Annotated in this window: 16 protein-coding genes; 7 read left to right on the top strand and 9 right to left on the bottom strand. The window is 74.5% G+C overall.

Annotated elements, in window-relative coordinates; translation table 11 throughout:
• Positions 1–6 precede the first annotated feature (6 nt).
• Positions 7–522, bottom strand: a complete 516-nt coding sequence (locus GXB85_RS10745; protein ID WP_161917658.1) for a hypothetical protein — start codon at positions 520–522, stop codon at positions 7–9.
• 107 nt (positions 523–629) lie between these two features.
• Here GXB85_RS10745 and GXB85_RS10740 point away from each other — a divergent pair, with 107 nt between their 5' ends.
• The 4 genes from GXB85_RS10740 (at position 630) to GXB85_RS10725 (ending at position 5,252) form a co-directional block, all read left to right on the top strand.
• Entirely contained in the window at positions 630–1,907 is a 1,278-nt protein-coding gene (locus GXB85_RS10740; RefSeq protein WP_370524169.1) for an MFS transporter, read from the top strand.
• Entirely contained in the window at positions 1,904–3,010 is a 1,107-nt protein-coding gene (locus GXB85_RS10735; protein ID WP_161917657.1) for a DUF4118 domain-containing protein, read from the top strand. The genes GXB85_RS10740 and GXB85_RS10735 overlap by 4 nt, the downstream gene beginning before the upstream one ends.
• On the top strand, positions 3,007–3,696 hold the full coding sequence (locus GXB85_RS10730) for a response regulator (RefSeq protein WP_161917656.1): 690 nt from the start codon (positions 3,007–3,009) through the stop codon (positions 3,694–3,696). The genes GXB85_RS10735 and GXB85_RS10730 overlap by 4 nt, the downstream gene beginning before the upstream one ends.
• 149 nt (positions 3,697–3,845) lie before the next feature.
• Positions 3,846–5,252 carry a TrkH family potassium uptake protein gene (locus GXB85_RS10725; protein ID WP_161917655.1) on the top strand — a complete coding sequence of 469 codons (1,407 nt, stop codon included), beginning with the start codon at positions 3,846–3,848 and terminating at the stop codon, positions 5,250–5,252.
• A 40-nt stretch (positions 5,253–5,292) separates the two neighbouring features.
• On the opposite strand, the gene GXB85_RS10720 is transcribed toward GXB85_RS10725, so the two are convergent.
• Together GXB85_RS10720 and GXB85_RS10715 are read right to left on the bottom strand one after the other, a co-directional pair.
• Positions 5,293–7,632, bottom strand: a complete 2,340-nt coding sequence (locus GXB85_RS10720; protein WP_161917654.1) for a SpoIIE family protein phosphatase — start codon at positions 7,630–7,632, stop codon at positions 5,293–5,295.
• 125 nt (positions 7,633–7,757) lie between these two features.
• The gene (locus GXB85_RS10715; RefSeq protein WP_161917653.1) at positions 7,758–8,156 is read right to left on the bottom strand and encodes a hypothetical protein; all 399 of its coding nucleotides are present in this window, start codon (positions 8,154–8,156) and stop codon (positions 7,758–7,760) included.
• A gap of 76 nt (positions 8,157–8,232) precedes the next feature.
• Here GXB85_RS10715 and GXB85_RS10710 point away from each other — a divergent pair, with 76 nt between their 5' ends.
• Positions 8,233–9,798: an aspartate:alanine exchanger family transporter gene (locus GXB85_RS10710; RefSeq protein WP_370524168.1), complete on the top strand. Its 1,566-nt coding sequence runs from the start codon at positions 8,233–8,235 to the stop codon at positions 9,796–9,798.
• Positions 9,799–9,814: 16 nt separating this feature from the next.
• Here GXB85_RS10710 and GXB85_RS10705 read toward each other — a convergent pair whose 3' ends face one another.
• From GXB85_RS10705 to GXB85_RS10680, 6 genes are all read right to left on the bottom strand, one after another.
• Positions 9,815–10,876: a winged helix DNA-binding domain-containing protein gene (locus GXB85_RS10705; protein ID WP_161917651.1), complete on the bottom strand. Its 1,062-nt coding sequence runs from the start codon at positions 10,874–10,876 to the stop codon at positions 9,815–9,817.
• 138 nt (positions 10,877–11,014) lie between these two features.
• A complete protein-coding gene (locus GXB85_RS10700; protein ID WP_237728184.1) occupies positions 11,015–12,307 on the bottom strand; it encodes an EAL and HDOD domain-containing protein in 1,293 nt (430 codons plus the stop codon).
• Positions 12,308–12,385: 78 nt separating this feature from the next.
• Complete coding sequence (locus GXB85_RS10695) at positions 12,386–12,820, bottom strand: flagellar assembly protein FliW (RefSeq protein WP_161917649.1); 435 nt, start codon at positions 12,818–12,820, stop codon at positions 12,386–12,388.
• Positions 12,817–13,701: a flagellar hook-associated protein FlgL gene (flgL, locus tag GXB85_RS10690; RefSeq protein ID WP_161917648.1), complete on the bottom strand. Its 885-nt coding sequence runs from the start codon at positions 13,699–13,701 to the stop codon at positions 12,817–12,819. Before flgL ends, GXB85_RS10695 begins: the two co-directional genes overlap by 4 nt.
• Before the next feature lie 5 nt (positions 13,702–13,706).
• Positions 13,707–15,140: a flagellar hook-associated protein FlgK gene (gene flgK, locus GXB85_RS10685; RefSeq protein ID WP_161917647.1), complete on the bottom strand. Its 1,434-nt coding sequence runs from the start codon at positions 15,138–15,140 to the stop codon at positions 13,707–13,709.
• A 4-nt stretch (positions 15,141–15,144) separates the two neighbouring features.
• A complete protein-coding gene (locus tag GXB85_RS10680; protein ID WP_161917646.1) occupies positions 15,145–15,627 on the bottom strand; it encodes a flagellar protein FlgN in 483 nt (160 codons plus the stop codon).
• A gap of 304 nt (positions 15,628–15,931) precedes the next feature.
• Between GXB85_RS10680 and GXB85_RS10675 the strand changes: the two genes are divergently transcribed.
• Both GXB85_RS10675 and GXB85_RS10670 read left to right on the top strand, forming a co-directional pair.
• Positions 15,932–16,819: a sigma-70 family RNA polymerase sigma factor gene (locus tag GXB85_RS10675; protein WP_370524167.1), complete on the top strand. Its 888-nt coding sequence runs from the start codon at positions 15,932–15,934 to the stop codon at positions 16,817–16,819.
• A gap of 143 nt (positions 16,820–16,962) precedes the next feature.
• Positions 16,963–17,774: flagellin (locus GXB85_RS10670; RefSeq protein WP_161917645.1), on the top strand; the 812-nt coding region annotated here is incomplete at its 3' end.

The following is a 17,774-nucleotide window of genomic DNA, read 5'->3' as shown; positions in this document are numbered from 1 at the left end:
TACGCGTCAGCTCTCGCGGGGTCCGCGCGGGGTGAGGAGGGTGAGGGCGACCGCCGCGACGCCGGCGACCACGCCGATGCGCGTGTGCGCCCACGGCCGGCCCGCCGCGTGACCGCGCTCGCCCAGCGCGAAGAGACCTCGCTCGATCCCCACGGTCAGCGCGAGGCTCGCGGCCGCGACCGCCGTGCCCAGCGCCAGCCGGGCCACCGGCAGGCGACCCGGGGCGGCGAGACCGACCGCGGAGCCGTCCAGCACGGGAGCCGTGCCGGTGAGCGCGCGGATCCGGGCACGCGTGCCCGGGTCGCCGGGTGACGTGGACGGCACCGCGGCGTCGTCGTCGGCGTTCCCGCGGCGCGGGGCGGGCAGGCTCATGCCCGCGACGCCGGCCGCGACCAGGCCGACCTTCAGGACGGTGCGCGCCGGGCGCGACCGGACGACGTCGGGCGCGGCGTACCAGAGGGTCGTCGTGACCCCGGCCACCACGCTCTCGCGCACCGTCGTGGCATCCAGCTCGACCCGCATGCATCCCCCTCGTGACCGCTCGCCCGTGCGTGGCTGACACCGGTGCAACGGGCCCGGCCGGCAAAGCGTTCCAGGCGCCGCCGGGGACGCGGGTAGGTTCGCCCCTCGTGGGCCTCGTCGAGATCGTGCTGCCCCGGCGCCTCGGCACCGGCTTCCGCTGGCTGCTCGCCTCGTCGTGGGTGACCAACCTGGGCGACGGCGTCGCGCTCGCGGCCGGCCCGCTGCTGATCGCGTCCCTGACCCGCGACGCGCGGCTCGTCGCGCTCGGCGCGACCCTGCAGTGGCTCCCGCCGCTGCTCTTCGGCCTGCTCGCAGGTGCGCTCTCGGACCGCCTCGACCGCAAGCGCATCGTCGTCGCGGTCAACCTCGTGCGTGCGCTCGTGCTCACGGGCCTGGCCGTCACGATCGCGACCGGTCACGTCACGGTGGCGCTCGTGCTCACGGTGCTGTTCGTGCTCGGCACGTGCGAGGTGTTCGTGGACAACACCTCGCACACCTTGCTGCCGATGCTCGTGCGCCGGGACGACCTCGCGTTGGGCAACGCGCGCATGCAGGCGGGCTTCATCACGCTCAACCAGATGGCCGGCCCGCCCGTGGGTGCCGCCCTGTTCGCGCTGGGCGCGGTGTGGCCGTTCGCGGGGCAGGTGATCGTGGTCCTCGCGGGAGTGCTGCTGGTCTCGCGCGTCGTGCTGCCCGCCGTCGAGCGCCCGCACGAGCGCACCCACCTGCGGCACGACATCGCCGAGGGCTTCCGCTGGGTGGTGCGGCACGCGGCCGTGCGCACCCTGGTGCTCACGATCTTCAGCTTCAACATCACCTTCGGTGCCGCGTGGGGTGTGCTCGTGCTCTACGCGACGCGGCGCCTGGGCATGGGCGAGGTGGGCTTCGGGCTGCTCACCACGGCGAGTGCGATCGGGGGCCTCGCGGGGGTCGCCGCGTACGGCTGGATCACCCGACGGGTGAGCCTCGCGAACGTCATGCGCGCCGGCCTGATCATCGAGACGTTCACGCACCTGGGCCTCGCGCTGACCACGACACCCGCCGTGGCCCTCGCGATCTTCGGCGTGTTCGGTGCGCACGCGTTCGTGTGGGGCACCACGTCGGTGACGATCCGCCAGCGCGCGGTGCCCACCGCGCTCCAGGGCCGCGTGGGCAGCGTCAACACCCTCGGCGTGTTCGGGGGCCTCGTGCTGGGCTCGGTGCTGGGCGGTGTGCTGGCCGAGCGCTGGGACGTGACCGCGCCGTTCTGGTTCGCGTTCGTGGGATCGGGCCTCTTCGTGGTGCTCATCTGGCGTCAGCTGCGGCACGTCGCGCACGCCGACGAGGAGGCCACCACGCCCGGCGGTGGGGCCGACGACGGCGCACCTGGCACGCTGGGCACGTGACGTCACGAGCCCCGGCCGTCCCGTGGCTGCGCCGGCCGGCGCCCCTCGGACGGCGGCGCGTGACCGCAGGCTGGTTGCTCGCCCTGGCCGGCCCGCCCGTCCTCACCGTGGTGCTGCTCCAGCAGCGCGGCCTGCTCGGACTCGCGACCGACCTGCTCTTCTTCATCACGCTCGTCGTCGGCACGGCCCTCGTGGGCGGCCTGTTCCCCGCCCTCGCGTGCGCCGTGCTGGGCTCGTCGCTGCTCAACTACTTCTTCACCGAGCCCACGGGCGGGCTGACGATCTCCGACCCCGAGCAGGCGCTCGCGGTGGTCCTCTTCACCCTGGTCGCCCTGGCGGTCGCGTCCCTCGTCGAGGTCGCCGAACGTATGCGCACGCGGGCCTTGCGCGCGGCCGAGCTCGAGCACGCCGCGGGCGTGCGCACCGCGCTCCTCACGGCCGCGTCGCACGACCTGCGCTCACCCCTCGCCACGATCCGCACCGCCGTGGACGGCCTCGCCGTCCCCGGGCCGTCGCCGTCCGAGCGACGTGAGCTCGTCGAGGCGATCGACGCGTCGACGAGCCGGCTCGAGCGCCTGATCGACAACCTGCTCGACCTGTCGATGCTGCACACCGGTGCGTTGAGCCCCGAGCTGCGGGCCGCGAGCCTCGAGGAGTTCGTCCCCGCGGCCGTCGAGGGTGCGGGCGAGGGCCACGCCCACCGGGTGGCCCTCGACCTCGACGAAGGCCTCCCCGACGTCCGCACCGACCCCGGGCTGCTCGAGCGGGTGCTCGCCAACGTGATCGGCAACGCGCTGCGCTTCACCGCCGAGCGCGTCGAGGTGCGGGCCGCGGTGCGCACGGACTCCGTGGAGGTGCACGTCGTCGACCACGGCCCCGGCGTCACCACCTCGGCCCGAGGCCGTATGTTCGAGCCGTTCCAGCGGCTCGACGACGTGTCCCCTGGCCCGCGCCCGCCGGGCCTGGGCCTCGGTCTCGCCGCGGCCCAGGGGTTGTCGGCGGCCGTGGGCGCCCGGCTCGAGGCGCGCGACACCCCGGGCGGCGGACTCACGATGGTGCTCGTCGTCCCGCGCGACGTGCCGCCCGTCGAGGTGCCCGCATGAGCCTCGCCGCCGAGCGCACGGTCGTCGTCGTGGACGACGACCGCACGCTCACGCGCACCCTCGTCATCAGCCTCCGCTCGCGCGGGTGGCGGGCCCTCGTCGCTCACGACGGCGCGACCGGCCTCGAGCTCGCGGAGACGGCACGGCCGGACGTCGTGGTGCTCGACCTCGGGCTGCCCGACCTCGACGGCCACGACGTGCTCGCCCGCCTGCGCACGTGGTCGCAGACCCCCGTCGTCGTGCTGACCGCGCGCCACGCGCGGGCAGAGGCCGTGCGTGCCCTCGACGCGGGCGCCGACGACTACGTGACCAAGCCCTTCTCCGTGGACGAGCTGCTGGCCAGGCTGCGCGCCGCGGTGCGCCGGGCCGACCCCGCGCAGGACGCCCCGGTCGTGGAGACGGGCGCCCTGCGCATCGATCTCGCGCGCGGACGCGTCCACCGCGAGGGCGTCGAGGTGCGGCTCACCCCGACCGAGTGGGCGGTGCTCGAGCTGCTCGTGCGACGCCGCGGCCACGTGGTGCCGACGGCCGAGATCCTCCGGGCGGTGTGGGGCCCGGCGTACGGCACCGAGAGCAACTACCTGCGCGTCTACACGGCGCAGCTGCGGCGTAAGCTCGAGGCGGACCCCGCCCGGCCGCGGCACCTGGTGACCCGGCCGGGCCGGGGCTACGTGTTCGACCCATGAGGTTCGCCCGGACGGACGCGCCGCCGTCAGGAAAACGTCAAGATCACCGCCGACGCCCGCACGGGCGCGTCCGGCCCCGTCGCCGCGCGCGCACACTCGACGCCGGTGTGCGAACGACGTGCACCGGTCCCCACGAGAGAGCGTCCGCGATGCTGGAGCACCTCCCGGACGCGCGCGACACGCGTCCGACGCTCATCGGCCGCGCCCCCGCACCCGCCGCCCACCACCGCACGGGCGTGCGCCGGCGGCCGGGCCAGCTGGTCGCGCTCGGCTTCGCCGCGGCGATCGCCGTCGGCACCGTCGTGCTGCGGCTCCCCGTCGCCAGCCAGGACGGGCCCGCCACGTGGCTCGAGGCCCTCTTCACCGCGACCTCGGCGGTGTGCGTGACGGGCCTCGTGGTGGTCGACACGGCCACGCACTGGAGCGGGTTCGGCCAGGTGGTGATCCTCGTGCTCATCCAGGTGGGCGGCCTCGGGATCATGACGCTCGCGACGCTGCTGGGCCTGCTGATCTCACGCCGGCTGGGGCTCGGGTCGCGCCTGGTCGTGGCCGCCGCGACGCGCACCGTCGACCTGGGCGACGTGCGCTCGGTGCTGCTGGGCGTGGTGCGCGTGAGCCTGCTGGTCGAGTCGGTGGTCGCGGTCGTGCTCACCCTGCGGCTGTGGCTCGGCCTCGGCGAGACCCCGGGCAGGGCCGCGTGGTTCGGCGTCTTCCACGCGATCTCGGCGTTCAACAACGCCGGGTTCTCGACCCGCAGCGACAGCCTCATGGGCTACGTGGCCGACCCGTGGGTGCTGCTCCCGGTCGCGGGCGCCGTGGTGCTGGGCGGCATCGGCTTCCCGGTGCTGTTCGAGCTGCGCCGGCAGCACCGCAGGCCGTCGCGCTGGAGCCTGCACACCAAGATCACGCTCGTCGCCACCGGTGTGCTCCTGCCGCTCGGGGCGTTGTTCGTGCTCGCCGCCGAGTGGGGGAACCCGCGCACCCTCGGCGGGCTCGACGTGCCCGGAAAGCTGCTCGCGGGCGTCTTCGAGTCGGTGATGACCCGCACGGCGGGCTTCAACGCGCTCCCCACGGGCGACATGCGGGACGGCACGTGGCTCGGCACGGACGTGCTCATGTTCATCGGCGGCGGGAGCGGCGGCACCGCGGGCGGGATCAAGGTCACGACGTTCGCCGTGCTCGGCTACGTCATCTGGTCGGAGCTGCGCGGCGACCCCGACGTCACCACGTTCGACCGGCGCATCTCGCCGACGGTCCAGCGCCAGGCGCTCGCCGTCGCGCTGATCAGCGTGGCCGCGGTGGTGGTGAGCACGCTCGCGATCGCCCTCAGCTCGCCGTTCACGGTGGACCGGGTGCTCTTCGAGGTGGTGTCGGCGTTCGCGACCGTGGGTCTGTCGACCGGCATCACCGCCGACCTGGGACCCGGGCACCAGCTGCTGCTCGTGGTGCTCATGTTCGTCGGTCGGCTCGGGCCGATCACGCTGGGCACCGCGCTCGCGCTGCGCGAGCGCAACCGGCTGTTCCGTCACCCCGAGGCCGCGCCCATCGTCGGCTGACGCCCTCGGTGCGCCCGGGAGCGAGCGCAGACGGCGGTGCTCAGGGGGCGCGGAGCACGCCGTCGTCCACAGCCGTCACCCGGGCGTCGCGCGTCGAGCGCTGCAGCACCACGAGGGTGACGTCGTCGGACGTCGTCGGGCCCGCGGCGCGCAGCGCGCGACCCAGGGCCTCGCGGTCGGGACCCACCTCGGCCGCACGTGCGCGGAACCGCTCGAGGCTCGTCGACATCTGCGCGCCGCGCTCCTCGACCAGGCCGTCGGTGTAGAGCACCAGGCAGTCACCGGGCTCGAGGTGGACGCTCGCGCTCGTGAAGGTCCCCGCGGGCCCGAGGTCCAGCCCGAGGGCCGGACCGTCCGCACCTGCGACGAAGTGCGCCCCGTCGGCACGCACGACGAGCGCGGGCAGGTGACCGGCCCGCGACACCAGCACCTCGTTGGTCGTCGGGCACACCTCGGCGGCCACGACCGTCGCGAGCTCGCCGGGCAGCAGGGTCGAGATGAGCGAGCTGATCCGCCCGAGTGCGGCGGCCGCTCCGCCGTCGTCGACGAGGTAGGCGCGCAGCGCGTGGCGGATCTGGGCCGTGATGGCCGCGACGGCGATCCCGTGGCCCGCGACGTCACCCACCATGAGCACCACGCGACCGTCGGGCAGGGCGGTCACGTCGTACCAGTCGCCGCCCAGCGCATCGGTGCCCGAGGGCTCGAAGACCTGCGTCAGCTCGTAGCCGGCCGGCAGCTGTGGCCGCTCGGTCAGGACGATCCGGCGCAGCGCGGCCGTGACGCGCTCCTGCTCGGAGCGCTGGCGCACCAGCAGCTCGTCGACGTCCTGGCCGAGCCGCGTGACCGCGGCGACCTGCGCGGGGGTCCACGGCTCGCTCGTGCCGCGCACCTGCTCGACCCAGTCGGCGAACGACGCGCGCGGGGTGAGCCGCAGGCCCTCGGGCGTGGCCGCGTACCCCTTCGTCCCGGGGTCGCCCGCCCAGTGCACCTCGCGCAGCACCTCGGGCCGCAGCCACGCGAGGAAGTCGCGCCCGCCGCCGGCCGCGAGCCGCACGCCGAGCACGCCGCTCGCGGTCGCGACGACGTCGTCCGAGACCTCGGCGCGCAGGTCGCGCCCCACGGTCGCGCTCGCGACGACCGCGGTGCCGGGTGTCCAGAGCAGGCCGTGCAGACGCTCGACCTCGGCGCGTGACGGCGTGCGACCCACGAGCACGGTCTCGCCGTTGATCCGTGCCACGGCGCCCGTCGCACCCTCGATCAGGTCGAGCATGCGATCGCCGTCGGCGAGGACGCCCAGGGGGTCGTGCACGCGCGCACCGAGCTCGCGGACCAGCTCACCCGACGCCGCCGCGACCGCGAGCGTGTCGACGTTGGTCGCCGCGTCGGCCATGCCCTGGAGCAGCAGCGACGCGGTGCGGCCCAGGAACTCCGCGGCACCGCGGGTCGCGGCGTCGGGGAAGTGCGGCCCGGACTCGTGATGGCACGCGACCAAGCCCCACAGGCGTCCGTGCACCAGGAGGGAGACGGACATGGACGCGCGCACGCCCATGTTCGCGAGGTACTCGAGGTGCACGGGGGAGACGCTGCGCAGGGCCGAGCCCGCGAGGTCGAGCGGTGCGCCGTCGTCGGGCCGGAAGGGCGGCACCAGAGGGCTGGGGGTGTAGCGCGCGTCGGGGATCGAGCGCATCCACTGGCGCGCGTAGAGCTCACGCGCCTGCGCGGGGATGTCCGAGGCCGGGAAGTGCAGCCCCGCGAAGGTGGCGAGGCCCGCGCGCACCTCCTCGGCGACCACCTCGCCGTTCCACTGGTCGTCGAAGCGGTAGACCATCACGCGGTCGAAGCCCGTGAGGTCCCGCACCTGACGGGCGAGGTCACGCGTGAGGTCCTCGGGGGTTCCCGCGCGCTGGAGCGCGCGCAGCGCGGGACGCACGCGCAGCGCGCGTGACGGACCGGACGAGCGCAGCGGTTCGACCTCGACCACCAGGAGGCCGTCCGCCTCGTGCACCAGCAGGTCCGCCTGCCGCCGCGTGCCGTCGGCGAGCGTCAGGGTGACGGTCCGGGGGTCGAGCGCGTCCTCGGCGAGCGGCAGCGTCGGCACGGCCTCGGCACCGAGCACCTCGGTGAGCTCGCACCCCAGGACGTCCTCGGCCGCGAGCCCCAGGTGCTCGGCGCTGCTCGCCGACGCCATGGCCACGCGGAACGTCGCCGGGTCGACCGCGAGCAGCACGCCGTGCGGCTGGACCGATCCGGGGATCCGGATGGGCTCGTCGGCGCAGTCGATCACGTCGGTGGGCTCGCCCGTCGCCGGGGTGGCCGGCGCTGCGGGTGCGGGCACAGCAGGCGTGGGGGCAGCGGGGGTGGCCTCGGGGGTGCCGGGCATGGGTCTCCTGACGTCGGTCCGGCGAGTCAACCAAGCCGACGTGGCGGCGTCGCCCCGAACGCTCCTGGACCGGTCGCGACCGCACACCGACCGGGTGACGACCGGAGGACGGCGCGATCCACGCGTCAGGCGGGTGGCGCCCAGGTGCCACCGGACCGCGCGTCGGCGTCGGTGAGGTCCTCGCGTCCCGGGGCCGACGGCGGCACGACGGGTGGCGGCGTCCGGCGGTGCGCGACGCCGGTGGCTGAGCGCCTCGGGGCGACCGGGGTGACGGTCGCCCCTGGGCGGACCACGGGTTCGGCGCGCCGCGCGAGCCCGTGCGCGAGGGTGCCGATGAGTGCCGCGGCCTCGTCGGCCGTGAGCCGCACGCTCGCCACGCAGCGCCCGTGACGCCACGAGCTCACCACGACCACGCCGTCGTCGTCGTGCCACGTGACCTGGAGCGCGCGGTGCCCGCCGCGCGCGTCCGGGAGCGACGCGGCGGTCGCGGCCCCCGCGGCAGGAAGTGCGACGACGTCTCCCATGGAGCCACTGTGCTCCCCGCCCGGGTGGCTGTCCAGAGCACGCTCACGGCTCCGGACGGCGTGCCAGGCTGGGGCCGTGCTCGACGTGCTCGCCGCCTCGCCGCTGCTGACCCTCTTCGTGGTCGTCGCGCTCGGCACTGCCGTGGGCGCCGTGCCGCTGGGACCCGTGCGGTTCGGCCCGGCGGGCGCCCTGTTCGTGGGCCTCGCGCTGGGTGCGGCCGACGAACGTCTGGGTGAGGGCCTCGCGCTGGTGCAGACCCTGGGCCTCGCGCTGTTCGTCTACACGGTGGGGCTCGCGGCGGGCAGCACGTTCTTCCGTGACCTGCGCCGCCAGCTCCCGCTCATGGGGGTGGGCGTCGCGGTGCTCGCGGTCGCGGGCACGACGGCGGTCGTGGTGGGCCGGCTGCTCGGGCTCGACGCGCCGCTCGTCGCGGGCGCGTTCACCGGCGCGCAGACCTCGACGCCCGCGCTCGCCGCCGCCCAGCAGGCCGCGGGGAGCACCGAGCCGGCCGTCGGCTACTCGCTCGCCTACCCGGTGGGCGTCACCCTGACGATCCTCGTGGTCGCGGCGACCGTCACCCGCACCTGGCCGGGCCCGCGCGACCCGCAGCCCGCCGCGGGTGTCGGGCTCGAGGCGGTCACGGCGCACGTGCGGACGGCGACGACCCTCGCCGAGGTGCCCGGGTTCACCGAGCAGCGCGTGCGCCTGTCCTACCTCGCGCGTGACGGCCGCACGCGCGTGGTGGACCCCGGGGAGCGGCTCGAACCGGGGGATCGCGTGGTGGTCGTGGGGCCCGCCGAGCAGGTCGCGCTCGCGGTCACGCACCTGGGCGACGAGGTGGCCGAGCACCTCGCTGACGACAGGTCGGTGGTGGAGAACCGGCGCTTCGTGGTCTCGGACCGCTGGGTCGCGGGTCGCACGGTGGCCGAGCTCGACGTGCCGGGACGGTTCGACGGGGTCATCACCCGTGTGCGCCGGGGCGACCTCGACCTGCTCGCACGCGACGACCTCACCCTCGAGCTGGGCGACCGGGTGCTCGCCGTGGTGCCGCGCGAGCGCCTCGACGCGGCGTCGGCGTTCTTCGGCGACTCCGAGCGCCGCGTGTCGGAGATCGACCCGCTCACGGCCGGGGCGGGCCTCGCCCTCGGTCTCGCGGTGGGCCTCGTGACGCTCGCGCTCCCGGGCGGGGCGCAGTTCGCGCTGGGCTCGGCCGCGGGGCCGCTCGTCGTCGGGATGGTGCTGGGCAGGCTCGAGCGCACCGGGCCGTTCGTGTGGGGCATGCCGCTCGCGGCCAACCTGACGATCCGGCAGCTGGGCCTGGTGCTGTTCCTCGCGGCGGTCGGCCTGGCCTCGGGTCAGGCGTTCGCGTCCGAGGCGTTCACCCTCACCGGGCTGCGGGTCGTGGTGCTCGCGGTCGCGGTGGTGGGCGTGACCGCCGGGCTCATGGTGCTCGGCGCGCGGCTGGTCGGCGTGAGCGCACCGCGCGCCGCGGGCGCGCTGTCGGGGCTCGTCGGGCAGCCGGCGATCCTCGCCTACGCCGCGGGCCGCGTGACGGACGAGCGGGTCGAGGCCGGGTACGCGGCGCTGTTCGCGCTCGGGATCATCGTGAAGATCCTCCTGGTGCAGGTGATCCTCGGCTGAGGGCGCCCCGCGGGCGCTACGGCAGCGCCGCGAACCGCTCGTCGACGGCCGCGGCCACCTCCGGCGCGAGCTCGGTGAACGGCTCGACCGTGACCGGCGGGTCGCTGCGTCGCTTCCCGCGCCGCCAGGTGCCGACCGCGACGCCGTCGTGCAGCACCGTGGGCCGGAACACGCCGTTGCCCCCCGGGACGATCGCGTCCGCGAACTCGGGCGGCACGGTCGCGCTGCGATCGGCGTAGCCGAGGACGATCTCGTCGAACCCGGGCAGCAGGTGCACGCCGCGGGCCTCGGCCCTGAACCGGGCCGTGAGGTCGGGCACCTCCGGGTCGAGCAGGTGGTCGACGCCGTCGACCTCGAGCGTCGCGAGCGCGTCGCCCGCGGCAGCGATCCCTCGCCGCACGTCACCCCTCGGCAGGCCCGACCAGCGTGCGAGGTCGGCCACCGTCGCGGGGCCGTGCGAGCGGAAGAAGCGCAGTGCGAGCTCGCCCAGGGCCTCGTCGGGCTCGAGCCGTCGCGCGCCGGGCGCCCACGCGTCGACCAGCACGAACGCCTGGTCCTTGCCGCGGGTCGGGCCCAGGCAGATGAGCTGCACGTGCGCCAGGTGGGCCAGCAGGTGGTAGCCGTGCCCACCCGCCGTCGAGATCCCGTGCTCGCCCCAGAGCGCGAGCACCTCCGCCCGGGTGAGGGCACCGCCGTCGTCGAGGGCCCCGGTCAGCAGGTCACGGGCCCGTGCGAGGGTCGCGTCGTCGAGCCCCAGCTCGACCCGCCGCCGGGCCATCTGGCGCATCGGGCCTGCCGCCAGGAGGTCGAGGGGCCAGCGCACGTCCTCGGCCCGCAGGGTGTGCAGGGTGCCGCGCATGGGCCAGGTCCGCACGATCCGGCCGTCGTCGAACGCGCTCCGCACCGCGTCCGACGAGCGCGCGGAGGTCCGGAGCGCGACCGACGTGATCGAGCCGGGAAGGTCCTGCGCCTGCACCGCCAGGAGGTGCCCGACGGCGTCCTCGGGGGTCGCGTGGGGTGGGCCCACCACGCGCTGCGCGACGAGCCGCATCAGCGCGACGTCGTGCCTGTGCGTCATGGCCGCTCCGTCCTGCCGCGAGGGCGTTCGTCGGCAGGCTAGCCCCCGGCCCCGACACGGGGGCACGTGACTGCACAGGCCGCCCCGACGACGCGGCCGACGACGCCCGTGGTGCGCGGCTCGACGCCGGCCGGTGGGTCAGAGCCCGTCGCCGCGCGTCACGGCGCGCGCCGTCGCGAGGGCGTTGCCGAGGCAGCTCACGTAGGTCGAGGACACGACGGCGGGGTTGAGGCCCGTCGCGAGCACGCCGTCCGAGTCGTTGCGCTCGTGCGACCGGACCGCGAACAGCACGGTGCCGAGCGGGCCGGCCTCGTCGCGGATCGCCTGGGCGACCGTGGGCGAGACGCCGACCTTGTCGACGATCGCCGCGGCCGGGACCCCGAGCTGCTCGGCGAGCGCCGAGAGCATGCCCACGGTGTAGCCGGCCTGGTCGTCCGCGAGCTCCTCGCACGTGAGCGCCCGCGCCAGGATGAACCATAGGCTGTCCATCGCGTCGGGGCGCGCGTCGAGCAGGAGCGCCGAGACGAGGGTCGAGACCTCGCGTGCGCCGAGCAGCACGACGGCGCGCTGGACGGTGTCGACCTCGTGGTTGAGCGCGAACGCACCGCTGTTGACCAGGTGCAGCACGCGCAGGGTCAGCACCGGGTCGGTGTCGATGACCTGCGAGACCTCGTCGAAGTCGACCTCGGGCCGGCCCAGCAGGTCCATCACCGCGAGGCACTGGAGCTCGCCCGCACGCAGCACGCGCGCCGAGCCACCGGGGGGCGGGGTGCTCGCCTCACGCGCGCGCTCGGCGTGACCGCCGCGCAGCGCGTCGACGCCGGCGGCGCGGCACTCGTCGGCCAGGGCGGACGTGCGGACGTCGGCCGCGAGCACGCGGCAGCCGTGACCGTGCAGGTGGTGCACCACGGGCGACAGCGGCATCTCGGGGTCGTCGGCGCGCACCACGACGAACCCGACGTGGGGCAGCAGCGCCTCCTGCGCGGGCTCGCCGCGGTAGTCGAGGAGCGTCAGCTGCACGCCGAGGGCGCGCAGGGCCGCGGCGCGCTCGACGGCGTCCGGGCGGTCCTCGTAGCCGGGCGGCAGGTCGAGCACCAGGCGGCCCGGGACGACGGGCGGCGGGAGGAACCCGTCGAGCATCGCCTCGGTCGCCGGGAGGAACACGTAGCGGTCCGCGACGATGTTCGGCAGGTCGAGCGCCATGTACTGCGCGTGCAGCAGGTCCGCCGAGACCGGGGCCGAGGCGTCGACCGTCACGCTCACCGCGTAGCCGACGATCCGGCCGTCGAGCGTCGCGACGGGCTCGCGGTGGACCGTCGAGCGCGTGCTCGCGAGCGGCGAGCCGGCGTCCGGCGCCTGCGCGGTCGCCGGGACGGACTGGGCGCCGAGCTGCACGGGCGCACCGACGGGGCTGCTGGTGAGCGGGGGCATGCTGGTCACGAGGGCTCCCGGGTCGGTCGGCGGCCGGCCGCGGTCCGCGTGCCGGTGGGGTCGGTGGGTGGGGTCGGGTCAGGAGGCGCGCATCGGGGCGCGCAGCGGCCACTCGTCGCCGTCGAGCACCACCTGGACGGCGCGGCCGCTCGTGGGGTCGACGACGATCGGGGCGAGCAGGTTCGCCGTCGGCGGCTCGCCGTCCTGGCCGGGGTGCACCACGACGAGCAGGACGGGCTCGACGCCGTCGAGCGCGAGAGACGCGAGCGCGGCGGGGTCGACCCGCGGCGCGTACTCGGGGAAGTAGGGCCGCGGGGGGACGACGAACAGCCGCACGCCGGGTCGCTCGACGCTGTGCAGCGCGAACAGGAACCCGGTGTCGTCGAGCGCCGTGAGGGTGAAGCGACGCAGGTCGGCCATGCCGGGCGGGGGCGAGGTGAACTCGAGCTCGTCCGACGCCGTCGTGGGGACGGACGTCGTCGGCTCGCTGTCGACGCAGATCGTGACGCTCATCGCAGGAAGTCCATGAGGCTCGGCTGGAGCACCCGGGCGGTCGCACCGAGCGCGGCTTGGTAGGCGACCTCCTGCGACTGGATGTCGACCAGCGTCGCCGCCAGGTCGATGTCCTCGATCGCGGAGATCTGCCCCTTGAGGTCCATGAGGGTCTTCACGCTCGCACTCTGCGCGGCCTCGGCCTGCGCGTAGCGGGTTCCGGCGGCGGCGAGCTCGCCGAGCATCGTCTCGAGGTGGGCGTCGATCTCGTTCAGCCGGGGGCCCACGTTCGTGCCCGAGCGCAGATCGGCGGCGATGGTGTCGATGAGGGCGAAGACCGACGTCGCGCCCTCGCCGAAGACGGCGCTGCCGTCCGCGTCCGCGCGCACCGTCGTGTCGGACGCGAGGCGGCGCTCGACCGACGCGCCTGCCTGGCCGGACCAGGTGAAGTCGGGCCGGAACGCCACGCCCTCGTTCGAGGTGCCGGCGAAGACCGAGCGGCCCAGGTACGTCGTGTTCGCCTGGGCGAGCATCGCGTCCCGGATGCCCTCGAGCTCGACCGCGATCGCGTCGCGCGAGGTCTGGCCGAGCGAACCCTCGTTGGCACCACGGACCGTGAGGTCGCGGGCCTGGCGCAGGGCGGCGACCGAGGCCTGGAGCGCCGAGTCGACGGTCGTGAGCCAGCCCAGGGCGTCGTCGGTGTTGCGGGAGTACTGCTCGGCGGCGCGCTGCGAGGCCCGCAGCTGCAGGGTGCTCGCGGTGCCACCCGGGTCGTCGGACGGCCGGGTGATGTTCTTCCCGCCCGAGAGCTTGGCCTGCAGGTCGCTCATCTTGCCGAGGTTGAGCTGCAGGTTCGCCAGGGTCGAGGCCTGGACCGTCTGGTGCGTCACGCGGTTGATCACTCAGGTCACCTCCCCACGACGCCGGTGCGGTTGATCAGCACGTCGAGCATCTCGTCGACGGCCGTCAGGACGCGGGCCGCGCCCTCGTAGGCCCGCTGGTAGGCGAGCATGTTGACGGACTCCTCGTCCAGATCGACCGAGGCGTTCGAGAGCTGAAGGTTCTCGGCCGTCGCGCGCGAGGCCTCGGTGACCGTCGCGCGCTGCGTCGCGGCCCGGGTGTCGACACCGATCTGCACGACGAACGCGCGGTAGAGCGCGTCCGGCCCGCCGACGGCGTCCGCGAGCCGGGCGATCGCGTCGGCGTTCGAGCCGTCGAGCGCGCCCTGGCCGGGCGTGGCGGCGGCGATGTCGTCCGCGTCCGTGATCGCCACGTGCAGGCCGAGGGCGGCCGGGGGCGCCGGCGGGCCGGCGTCGAAGCCGAAGAAGGGGGTCCCGGCCGCGACCGTGGGGTCGGCGACCGTCGCGCCCGCGGCGTGCGTCGGGTTCACGGTGTCGGCGAGGGACTGCGCCACGCCGTTCCACGAGGCGGCCGCGTTCGCGAGCAACCCGCTCGGGGAGAGGTCCGCGAGGTGGCTCGCGAGCTTGCCACCGTCGAGCGGGAGCGCCGTGCCGGTGCCCACCCACTGCAGGGCGACCTGCTGGCCGTTGGTGCCGTCGATCGCGACACCCATGGTGTACGAGCCGGTGACCTCGATCGGGTTGGCGCGGGTGCCGCGGACGAGGGCGTTGCCACCCACCATCACGTCGAGCGTGCCGTCCTCGCGCTCGCGGCCCTGGGCCCCGACCAGCTCGGACAGCTTGGTGACCAGCACGTTGCGCTGGTCGATGAGCTCGTTGGCGCTCCCGCCCGAGACGAGCACGGCGCGGATGCGCTCGTTGAAGTCGGCGACCGACTGCGCGGTCGAGTTCACCTCGACCACGAGGGTGTCGGCCTCGGTGCGCATCTGCGACCACTGCGTCTCGACGGCCCGGTAGCCGCTCGCGACCTGCTCGACGAGCGCCCGGGCGTCACCCAGCAGCACGTTGCGCGCCGCGGCGTCGTCGGGTCGGTTGCCGACCTCCTGCCAGCCGGCCCAGAACTTCTGCAGCTGGGTCGCCACACCGGTGTCCGAGGGCTCGGCGATGGTCGACTCGAGCCGCGAGAGGGACTGCGCCTGCGCCTTCGCGAAGCTCGAGCTCGAGGTCTCGGCGCGCACGCGGGCGTCGAGGAACACGTCGCCCATGCGCGTGATCCCGGTGACCTTGACGCCGTTCCCGGCCGCCTGGGCCGAGGAGAACATCGAGGGCGCCGAGAGCGCCTGCACGGCGGACATGTCCGCGCGCTGGCGCGTGTAGCCCTTGGTGTTGGCGTTCGCGACGTTCTGGCCCGACACCTCGAGCGCGGCGCGCTGGGCGATCAGGGACGACAGGGCCGTGGAGAGGCCGGCGAAGCTGCTCATGCGATCACAGGGCCTGGTCGAGCAGCTGGACGCTGCCGGTCGCCGAGCTCGCGGTGCCCCGCGGGTCGTAGGTCTGGACGGTGTCCTGGAGGCTCATCAGGGTCTCCTGAGCCGCACGGTGGGAGGTCGCGAGCAGGTCGCGGTTGCTCTCGGCGAGGCTCTTGATCTCGTCGGTCAGGGACACGAAGGCCTCGTGGTGCTCACGCAGCAGGTCGTCCCACGGGGCGGGGGCGGACGCCGCGAGCACCGAGAGGCTGCTGCCCTCGGGGACGCCGAGCTCGCGGGCGGCGGCGTCGGCCTCGACGGCGCGGCCCAGCTCGGCGGTACGGATCTGCTCGAGGACGCTCTCGACCTCACGGGTCGCGTGTCCGAGCCACCGCGTGCGACCGCTGGTCAGCACGAGCTGCTCCTCCTCGAGCTTGAACAGCAGGAGCTCGAGGAGCTGGCGTTCGCGCCACAGCACCCCGGAGAGCTCGTTCAGGCTCATCTGCTCCACTCCTCGTCTGCCGGGACCATGCCGTCCCGCGTCTGGTTACTGATCGGCGCGTCGCACCGCCGTGTGACGGATTCCGTGCGGAAAACTCTCGCGCGGCGCTGCGCCGGGCGGGTGATGTGATCTAAGTCACAGGTACAGGTCGGACACGTGCCGGTGTGTCCGGATCCGGAATCGGACACATCGCGTCAAGGCATACCGACTCCGCACCGCCGTCGGGCCCCCGACACGCGGTGCCACGATCCTTCACCCGCTCGCGCCGCTCAAGTCCGGTCGCCGTGACGACGACACCTGCTCCGTGACCGCACCAGACCGCATCGCCGCCGACGCCCTCGTCGTCGAGAACCTCGCCCTCGTGGGCTACCACGTGAGCTCCATGCTCGGCCGGGTTCCCGCCTACGTCTCGCGTGCCGAGCTCGCCTCGGCCGGCTACCTCGCCCTCGTCCAGGCCGCCCGTGCCTACGACGCGAGCACCGGGGTGCCGTTCGCGCGCTACGCAGCGGTCCGCATCCGCGGCGCGCTCGTGGACGAGCTGCGCGGCATGGACTGGATCAGCCGCGGCGCCCGCCGTCGCGTCCGCCGGTTCACCGAGGTGTCCGACGCGCTCACCGCGCAGCTGGGCCGTGTGCCCTCGCGCGAGGAGCTCGCCGAGGCCCTCGGCGTCAGCGCCGACGAGGTGGACGCCGCGCGCGGCGACGCCGACGTGCGCGTCCTCAGCATGGACGGCATGGAGGGCTCGGGTGCCGAGACCGTCGCCGACGAGGACCTCACCCCCGAGGACCGCGTGCTGGCCGACGAGCGCCTCACCTACCTGCGCGCGGGCGTCGACTCGCTGCCCGAGCGCCTCCGCCACGTGGTCACCGAGCTCTTCTTCCACGACCGCCCCGTGGTCGAGCTGGCCGCCGAGCTGGGCGTCACCCAGTCCCGCATCAGCCAGCTGCGCACCGAGGCCCTCGCGCTGCTCAAGGACGGCATGAACGCGAGCCTGGACCCCGAGCTGGTGCCGGCCGCCGAGCGCCCCTCGGGCGTCGCCGAGCGCCGTCGCCAGGCCTACTTCGCCCAGGTCGCGGCACGCGCCGCCCAGACCTCGGCCGCCGCGACCCTGGCCCAGGTGCCCGCGCAGCGTGTGGGCGAGCACGACGGCATCGAGGCGTACCAGGCGGCCGGACGCGCGCTCGCGGGCTGACACCCGGATCCGCTCCCGTTCGGGTGCGGCGGTCGACCCGCCCGCCCGAACTGCTCAGCTTCCACGTCACGCGGCCGATCGGACCAGTGGCTCGCCCATGGATGGGCGGCACGCAGTGACCCCACTCACGGAGGAGCTTCATCATGGGTCTGTCGATCAACCAGAACATCGCGGCGATCAACTCGTACCGCAACCTGTCCAACACGCAGAACGACCTGAGCAAGTCGCTCGAGAAGCTGTCGTCGGGCTTCCGGATCAACCGGGCCGCGGACGACGCCGCTGGTCTGGCGATCTCCGAGGGTCTGCGCTCGCAGGTCGGTGGCCTGAAGGTCGCCGCCCGCAACGCCCAGGACGGCATCTCGGTCGTGCAGACCGCCGAGGGTGCGCTGACCGAGGTCCACGCGATCCTGCAGCGTGTGCGTGACCTCGCCGTCCAGGGCGCCAACGACTCGAACAACGCCGACGCGCGCGCCAACATCACCACCGAGGCCACGAGCCTGGTCTCGGAGCTGAGCCGGATCGCGGAGTCGACCAACTTCAACGGCACCGCCCTCCTCAAGGGCAACGCCGGGTCGGCACTCGCTGCAGGCGCCCGCACGGGTGGCACGGCGCTCGCCTTCCAGGTGGGTGCCGACGGCAACACCAACTCCGCGATCACCGTCGACCTGAACGCCGCCTCGGTCGACGCCGTGGCCTCGATGCTGACCGTGTCCAGCGGTACCGCGACGATCGCCGCCTCGGGCTTCAACGTGTCGACCCACGCGAACGCTCAGGAGTCGATCAAGTATATCGACGCCCAGATCGGCAACGTGTCGACGGCGCGTGCCCAGCTGGGTGCGTACCAGAACCGGTTCGAGCACACGATCAAGAACATCAACGTCGCGGTGGAGAACCTGTCCGCGTCGGAGAGCCGGATCCGTGACACGGACATGGCTCAGGAGATGGTCTCGTTCAC

The sequence above is a fragment of the Cellulomonas sp. APG4 genome, assembly GCF_009996735.1.
In the GTDB taxonomy this organism is placed as follows: domain Bacteria; phylum Actinomycetota; class Actinomycetes; order Actinomycetales; family Cellulomonadaceae; genus Actinotalea.
The sequence above is the reverse complement of the archived record's forward strand: the minus strand, read 5'-3'. Positions and strand labels throughout refer to the sequence as shown.

Excerpts from the sequence above, each read along its gene's own strand:
- GXB85_RS10745 (WP_161917658.1), bottom strand. The coding sequence starts at position 522 with ATGCGGGTCGAGCTGGATGCCACGACGGTGCGCGAGAGCGTGGTGGCC.
- GXB85_RS10730 (WP_161917656.1), top strand. The coding sequence starts at position 3,007 with ATGAGCCTCGCCGCCGAGCGCACGGTCGTCGTCGTGGACGACGACCGC.
- GXB85_RS10725 (WP_161917655.1), top strand. The coding sequence starts at position 3,846 with ATGCTGGAGCACCTCCCGGACGCGCGCGACACGCGTCCGACGCTCATC.
- GXB85_RS10720 (WP_161917654.1), bottom strand. The coding sequence starts at position 7,632 with ATGCCCGGCACCCCCGAGGCCACCCCCGCTGCCCCCACGCCTGCTGTG.
- GXB85_RS10715 (WP_161917653.1), bottom strand. The coding sequence starts at position 8,156 with ATGGGAGACGTCGTCGCACTTCCTGCCGCGGGGGCCGCGACCGCCGCG.
- GXB85_RS10705 (WP_161917651.1), bottom strand. The coding sequence starts at position 10,876 with ATGACGCACAGGCACGACGTCGCGCTGATGCGGCTCGTCGCGCAGCGC.
- GXB85_RS10700 (WP_237728184.1), bottom strand. The coding sequence starts at position 12,307 with ATGCCCCCGCTCACCAGCAGCCCCGTCGGTGCGCCCGTGCAGCTCGGC.
- GXB85_RS10695 (WP_161917649.1), bottom strand. The coding sequence starts at position 12,820 with ATGAGCGTCACGATCTGCGTCGACAGCGAGCCGACGACGTCCGTCCCC.
- flgK (WP_161917647.1), bottom strand. The coding sequence starts at position 15,140 with ATGAGCAGCTTCGCCGGCCTCTCCACGGCCCTGTCGTCCCTGATCGCC.
- GXB85_RS10680 (WP_161917646.1), bottom strand. The coding sequence starts at position 15,627 with ATGAGCCTGAACGAGCTCTCCGGGGTGCTGTGGCGCGAACGCCAGCTC.